The sequence below is a fragment of the bacterium genome, assembly GCA_035559435.1.
In the GTDB taxonomy this organism is placed as follows: domain Bacteria; phylum Zixibacteria; class MSB-5A5; order WJJR01; family WJJR01; genus JACQFV01.
This window is the reverse complement of the sequence record DATMBC010000097.1, coordinates 1-5,877: the sequence shown is the minus strand read 5'-3', so window position 1 is coordinate 5,877 and position 5,877 is coordinate 1. Positions and strand designations below refer to the sequence as shown.

Sequence of the window (5,877 nt, the reverse complement as noted above, 5' to 3'; positions counted from 1 at the left end):
ATCTCCCGCCCCGCTCGCTTTAATGGTGGCGCAACCGCCGTTCGGCGTATAATCATTCCAATTGGGAATAGCCGAAGGGGGCTTGAGCCTATGACGAACACGATCCGATTCCGTTCTCTTGCCATGCTCGGGCTGGCCGCGCTTTTGGGCAGCGGCTGCGTCTCGCGCGCGGCGATGCAGCGTATGCAGGAGCAAATTGACTACATCGAGGCATCCAACAAGCGGATGGAACGCGACCTGATGCGCATCGACTCGCTCACCATTGAATCGAGTGAAAACTCGCGGCTGGCGCGCGCCGATGTCACCACCTCGCTGGAAGACTTCCGTACCGAAGTCCAGACCATGCGCGAGACCATCGATGAACTGCGCCGCTCCGTCGATCGCCGCCCGCCGCAGGTGGTCTATCAGGCGCCACCCGCCGGCACAACTGGCGGCTCCGGCGCCGCAGCGGGCACACCTGACGCCGACCCGCGGCAGATGTACGAGAACGCCTTCCTCGATGTGCGCAAGGGCAACTACGAATTGGCCATCGGGCAACTGCGCGACCTTTTGAGTTATTACGGGGAATCCGAATACGCTCCCGACGCGCACTATTGGATCGGGGAATGCTTCTACTCACTGGCCGGCACCGGCGGCGGCGACGATGTCCGTCACTATTACGATTCGGCGGTGGCCGAATTCACCGCCCTGGTCGAGAACTATCCCAGCTCCGAGCGGCTGCCCACCGCGCTGTACAAATTGGGACGTTGCTACGAAGAGCTGGGCGAAATGCGCCAGTCACGACGCATGTACGAGCGTGTGGTCAATGAATTCCCCAAGTCGCTGGAGGCCAAACCCGCGCGTAACCGCTTGGACCAGATGAGATAAGCATGCTTGATCAACTGATCCATACCTCACCTGCCCATCAGGGCGCTTGGCTGACCACACGATCGCGCCTGCGCATCAGGCCGCTGTGGCACAATGGGTTGCGTTGCGGGCAGGCATTCTTTGATCCCAGCGATCAGGTTCTCGAGTACCATGTTGTCCCGCATGACCGCTATGCCTCATTTATAGATGCGGGGTCGCTGCGGATCGACCTTGATGCCTCCGGGTGTCCGGTCATGGTCGAGCTCGACGTGCAGTCGGTAAAGGTTCGGTCCGTTGAGCTTTCTTTCCCGCAAGTCAATGAATTGCAACGACATCGCTTTTTGGATTATCCAATACAGACCGCCGTGCCGCGCGTCGAGTACGATTGTGATAACAGATTGTATCACATACGCTTATCGCGTAGACATCCGGTCGATGTCTGGACCTTTGCGCCCGGTTCTGCCTGGGAAGTCGATAGCGATTCCTGTCTGGTGGGAATCTGGATCGGGGAAGTGATCTATGACCCCGGGCTATGCCGGCGTTCAGCGTGGCGAGCAGGGGTCTGGCGGGCCTATCGGCGGGGGCGGTTGGCCGAAATCAATTCGCTAACTGCCCGGCTCGAAAACGGATGGCTGTCGCCAGCAAAGATTTTTCCTTGACTCCCGTATCACTTTTCCTATAATGCCTAGCTTATTGCTTGGGCGTTTGTGCCCAAAAGCCGTTTGTGGGTTTTTGGGTGTGACGTCCGAGTTTGCGCTTTGCGTTGTTTGAGCGCCCATGTAGCTCAGTTGGTAGAGCACGTCCTTGGTAAGGACGAGGTCACCGGTTCAATCCCGGTCGTGGGCTGTTAATTCGGTGTTCCCTGTGATCACCGTTGGAGTCTGAAGTTAATCAGAGCCCGTGTCCGAAGGCGTCGCGTCGCACGTCGGGATGCGACGTCGGATCGGGCACACGACATCTTTGTTTGAGGAGGGAGACCTTCGGCAATGGGGAAGGCGAAGTTTGAACGCAAAAAGCCCCACGTGAACGTGGGCACGATTGGTCACATCGACCACGGGAAGACCACGCTGACCGCGGCCATCACCATGGTGATGGCGTTGCGCGGCATGGCGCAGGTGCGCACTTTTGACTCGATCGACAACGCGCCCGAAGAAAAGGAGCGCGGCATCACGATCGCCACGGCGCACGTCGAATACGAAACTGAAAACCGCCACTACGCCCACGTCGACTGCCCGGGCCACGCCGACTACGTCAAGAACATGATCACCGGCGCCGCGCAGATGGACGGCGCGATTCTGGTTGTGTCGGCGGCCGACGGTCCCATGCCGCAGACCCGCGAGCACATCCTCCTGGCCCGCCAGGTGGGCGTGCCCTACATCGTCGTCTTCCTCAACAAGGTCGACATGGTTGACGATCCGGAGCTGCTCGACTTGGTCGAGCTGGAGGTCCGCGACCTGCTGAAGAAGTACGAATTCCCCGGCGACGAAATTCCGATCGTGCGCGGCTCCGCCCTCAAAGCGATGGAAGCCGGCGTCAGCGGCGCCAAGGAGTCTCCCGCCTACCAGTGCATTTATGACCTGATGAAGGCGGTCGACAGCTACATTCCGGTCCCCGAGCGCCAGACCGACAAGCCGTTCCTGATGCCGATCGAGGACGTCTTCTCGATCACCGGACGCGGCACGGTGGGCACCGGTCGCGTCGAGCGCGGCACCGTCAGGGTCGGCGAGGAAGTCGAGCGCGTTGGACTAAAGGAAACCCGCAAATGCGTGGTCACCGGCGTCGAGATGTTCCGCAAGACGCTCGACGAGGCCCAGGCGGGCGACAACGCCGGTCTGCTGCTGCGCGGCATCGACAAAGACGAGCTCGAGCGCGGCATGGTGCTGGCGAAGCCGGGTTCGATCACGCCGCACACGAAGTTCAAGGGCGAAGTCTACATTCTGACCAAGGAAGAGGGCGGCCGTCACACGCCGTTCTTCAACGGCTATCGTCCCCAGTTTTATTTCCGCACGACCGACGTGACCGGCGTGGCCAAGCTGCCGCCCGGCACGGAAATGGTGATGCCGGGCGACCGCGTGACCATCGAGGGCGAACTGATCGCCCCGATTGCCATGGAAAAGGGCCTGCGCTTTGCGATTCGCGAAGGCGGACGCACCGTCGGGTCGGGCGTGGTGGCCGAGATTCTGGAGTAGGTCGCTCGCGCAACGCAAGGCCTGCAAGGTTCGACAGGCCTGTAGCTCAAGTGGCTAGAGCACCGGTCTCCAAAACCGGGGGTTGGGGGTTCGAGTCCCTCCAGGCCTGCTGGTGAGATGAGGAAATGACGCGATGATCGAGAAGATCAAAACATACTGGAACGAAACCGTCGCCGAGTTGGGCAAGGTCACCTGGCCCAGCCGCGACGAAGTGGTCGGGTCGACCATCGTGGTCGTCTTCGTCTCCGCGGTCGTGGGCTTCTTTATCTTCGGCGTCGACCTCCTGCTGGCCCAGGGCGTCTCGGTGCTGTTGGGAATCGGATGAGCCCGGAACTGCACTGGTATGTGGCCCACACCTATTCGGGCCATGAGAAGAAGGCGATGAAGTACCTGCAGAGCGCGTTTGCGAATGCGGGGATGGAGGAGTATCTCGGACGGGTCGTGGTGCCGACGCAGGAAGTGGTCGAGATGCGCCAGGGGAAACGCTCTTCGTCGATGAAGAAGTTTCTGCCCGGCTACATTCTCATCGAGCTGCATCTGACCAAAGAGACCCAGCATCTGGTGACCAGCACCCCGGGCATCACCAACTTCGTCGGCGCCGCCGGCAAGCCGGTGCCCCTGCGGGCCGAAGAGGTCCAGCATGTGCTCGGCCAGATGGACACCAGCCGGGAGAAGGAAATCACCGAGGTGCCCTACAAAGTCGGCGATGCGGTCAAGGTGACCGACGGACCGTTTGCGGATTTCTCGGGGTTTGTCTCCGAAGTCAACATGGAGCGCAAGAAGATCAAGGTGATGGTGTCGATTTTCGGGCGGCCCACGCCGGTGGAGTTGGATTTCCTGCAGGTCGTGCCCGGTTAGGCGCGGCGGTTGTTGAGAGGACAGTATGGCGGCACCCAAAAAGCAAGTCACCGGGTTTGTAAAACTGCAGATCCCCGCGGGCCAGGCCACGCCGGCCCCGCCGGTCGGACCCGCGCTCGGTCAGCACGGCGTCAACATCATGGAGTTCTGCAAGGCGTTCAACGCCCGGACGCAGAAGGAAGCCGGGATGATCATCCCGGTGGAGATCACGATCTTCAAGGACAAGTCGATCTCCTTTATCACCAAGACGCCGCCGGCGGCCATTCTGCTCAAGAAGGCCGCCAAGATTGAAAAGGCCTCGGGCGAGCCCAACCGTGTCAAGGTGGCGCGCGTCACGATGGATCAGGTGCGTGAGATCGCCAAGTTGAAGATGCCCGACCTGAACGCCGCCAGTCTCGACGCCGCGGCGAGCATGGTTGCCGGAACCGCCCGCAGCATGGGCATCGACGTGGTATAGGTGGGACGGCCGTACGCCACCTTTTTGGAAAGTGATGAGACGATGAAACAGGGCAAGAAACACCGCGCCGCCAAAAGCAAAGTCGACAGCCAGAAGGCCTACACCCTCGAGGAGGCCGTGGCGTTGGCGGTGCAGTTGAAGCACGCCAAGTTCGACGAGACCGTCGACCTCGCCATGCGGCTGGGTGTCGACCCCAAGCACGCCGACCAGATGGTCCGCGGCTCGGTGGTCCTCCCGCACGGCACCGGCAAGACCGTGCGCGTGCTGGCGATCGCCAAGGGCGAGAAGGAAGCCGAAGCCCGCGCCGCCGGCGCCGACTTCGTCGGGGCCGAGGATATGGTCGAAAAGATTCAGGGCGGCTGGCTGGACTTCGACGCCATCGTCGCCACGCCGGACACCATGGGTCTGGTCGGACGGCTCGGCAAGGTGCTTGGCCCGCGCGGACTGATGCCCTCGCCGAAGACCGGCAGCGTCACCATGGACATCGCCAAGGCCGTCAGCGATCTGAAGGCGGGCAAAGTCGAGTACCGTGTCGACCGCGCCGGCAATGTGCACTCGGTGGTAGGCAAGTCCTCCTTCGCGGTGCCGAAGCTGGTGGAGAACGCCAAGGTTCTCATCGACGCGGTGATGAAGGCGCGTCCGGCGGCCGCCAAGGGGCAGTACGTCAAGCGCATCGCGCTCTCGACGACCATGGGCCCCGGCATCCGCGTGGATCACAGCAAGCTGACGACGGAAGCGCAGAGCTAATCCATTCCGCGGACCGGCGCCGCCGTTCCGATTGACCGTACGAGAGGCGAACAATGCCAACTGCCGAGAAAATACAGATCGTGGAGGAGATGACCCGCGAGTTCCGCAACGCCGGGTCGGTGTTCGTCGCCGACTACGCCGGTCTCCGCGTCGGCGACGTGACAGAGCTGCGCAAGCAGCTGCGCCAGGCCGGGGTCTCGCTCCATGTGGTGAAAAATACGCTTCTGCGCCGCGCCGCCGGTGACGCCGGCCTGGGCGAGTTGAGCGACTATTTCAAGGGGCCGACCGCGGTGGCCTTCGGGCCCGCCGATCCGGTCCAGACCGCGAAGATCTTCCATGAGTTCTACGCGCGCCTCGAAAAGCCGACCGTGCGCCGCTTCGTCGTTGAAAAGCGCGCCTACGGCGCCGGCGATCTGAAGGCGATCGCCAGTCTGCCGCCGCGCGAAGTCATCCTCGCGCAGTTGATCGGCGCCGTCGAAAGCCCGATCGCCGGATTCATCGGCACGCTGGATGCCATCATTCGCGAACTGGTGGGCACCGTGGAGGCGATCGCGGACAAGAAGAAGTAGCCCGCGGCGGCATTTTCAGTCTATTCGCAGCACTGATCAATTAATCGCAAGCCCGGTACGTTCCAGGGTATCGGCAGGAAAGGATTGGAAACGTGTCCAGCACCATCGATCAAGTGGTTGGCATCATCGAAAACATGTCGGTGATGGAGCTGTCGCAGCTGTCGAAGACGCTGCAGGAGAAGTTTGGCGTGACCGCGGCCGCGCCGGTGGC

9 protein-coding genes and 2 tRNA genes are annotated in these 5,877 nt (G+C 61.9%); all 11 read left to right on the top strand.

The genetic code is table 11. The annotated features are described in order from the left end of the window. Positions 1-90: 90 nt before the first annotated feature. Positions 91-867 carry a tol-pal system protein YbgF gene (gene ybgF, locus VNN55_11180; protein HWO58116.1) on the top strand — a complete coding sequence of 259 codons (777 nt, stop codon included), beginning with the start codon at positions 91-93 and terminating at the stop codon, positions 865-867. 2 nt (positions 868-869) lie between these two features. Continuing rightward, on the top strand, positions 870-1,505 hold the full coding sequence (locus VNN55_11175; protein HWO58115.1) for a hypothetical protein: 636 nt from the start codon (positions 870-872) through the stop codon (positions 1,503-1,505). 114 nt (positions 1,506-1,619) lie between these two features. Then, positions 1,620-1,692 (top strand) — tRNA-Thr (locus VNN55_11170). A 140-nt stretch (positions 1,693-1,832) separates the two neighbouring features. After that, positions 1,833-3,035, top strand: coding sequence for an elongation factor Tu (gene tuf, locus VNN55_11165; GenBank protein HWO58114.1), 1,203 nt, complete (start codon positions 1,833-1,835; stop codon positions 3,033-3,035). Between the two features lie 35 nt (positions 3,036-3,070). Next, positions 3,071-3,144: transfer RNA gene (locus tag VNN55_11160), tRNA-Trp, on the top strand. A gap of 24 nt (positions 3,145-3,168) precedes the next feature. Further along, positions 3,169-3,360 carry a preprotein translocase subunit SecE gene (gene secE, locus VNN55_11155; protein HWO58113.1) on the top strand — a complete coding sequence of 64 codons (192 nt, stop codon included), beginning with the start codon at positions 3,169-3,171 and terminating at the stop codon, positions 3,358-3,360. Continuing rightward, the gene (gene nusG, locus VNN55_11150) at positions 3,357-3,893 is read left to right on the top strand and encodes a transcription termination/antitermination protein NusG (GenBank protein HWO58112.1); all 537 of its coding nucleotides are present in this window, start codon (positions 3,357-3,359) and stop codon (positions 3,891-3,893) included. Before secE ends, nusG begins: the two co-directional genes overlap by 4 nt. A gap of 25 nt (positions 3,894-3,918) precedes the next feature. Further along, positions 3,919-4,350 (top strand): 50S ribosomal protein L11, encoded by a 432-nt coding sequence (gene rplK, locus VNN55_11145; protein ID HWO58111.1) that lies wholly within the window; start codon positions 3,919-3,921, stop codon positions 4,348-4,350. Positions 4,351-4,392: 42 nt separating this feature from the next. Further along, positions 4,393-5,097: a 50S ribosomal protein L1 gene (gene rplA, locus VNN55_11140; protein HWO58110.1), complete on the top strand. Its 705-nt coding sequence runs from the start codon at positions 4,393-4,395 to the stop codon at positions 5,095-5,097. A 53-nt stretch (positions 5,098-5,150) separates the two neighbouring features. Continuing rightward, positions 5,151-5,666 carry a 50S ribosomal protein L10 gene (gene rplJ, locus VNN55_11135; GenBank protein ID HWO58109.1) on the top strand — a complete coding sequence of 172 codons (516 nt, stop codon included), beginning with the start codon at positions 5,151-5,153 and terminating at the stop codon, positions 5,664-5,666. A 92-nt stretch (positions 5,667-5,758) separates the two neighbouring features. After that, on the top strand, positions 5,759-5,877 hold a 119-nt coding region (rplL, locus tag VNN55_11130; GenBank protein ID HWO58108.1), incomplete at its 3' end, for a 50S ribosomal protein L7/L12.